The following is a 397-nucleotide window of genomic DNA, read 5'->3' as shown; positions in this document are numbered from 1 at the left end:
GTGCCTTCCTGTCGGCGTTCTTCACGCTGGTGGGCACCCACGGCCTGCACGTCACCTTCGGCCTGATCTGGCTGGTGGTGCTGATGGTCCAGATTGGCAAGCATGGCCTGATCCCCGAGAACAACCGCCGCCTGATGTGCCTGTCCATGTTCTGGCACTTCTTGGACGTGGTCTGGATCGGCGTTTTCACCTTTGTGTATCTGATGGGGGTGCTGTAAATGAGCGCACAACACGCAACACACGCGCACGATGCGCATGGGCATGACGATCACCACCACGACGCAGGCCCCCACAGCACCTTTTCGGGCTATGTGATGGGGTTTGTGTTGTCCGTCATCCTCACGGCCATTCCCTTCTGGCTGGTGATGGCCAAGGTGATTGCGGACCGCAACACGGC

Annotated in this window: 1 protein-coding gene; it reads left to right on the top strand. The window is 59.7% G+C overall.

Annotated features, from left to right (window positions below; translation table 11 throughout):
* Positions 1 to 218 (top strand): cytochrome c oxidase subunit 3 (locus tag GPA27_RS28660; RefSeq protein WP_211165325.1); only part of this gene is annotated, 218 nt, incomplete at its 5' end.
* Between the last annotated feature and the right edge of the window lie 179 nt (positions 219 to 397).

Source organism: Aromatoleum toluolicum (assembly GCF_012911005.2).
In the GTDB taxonomy this organism is placed as follows: Bacteria; Pseudomonadota; Gammaproteobacteria; order Burkholderiales; family Rhodocyclaceae; genus Aromatoleum; species Aromatoleum toluolicum.
This window is presented reverse-complemented; position numbering and strand designations above follow the sequence as displayed.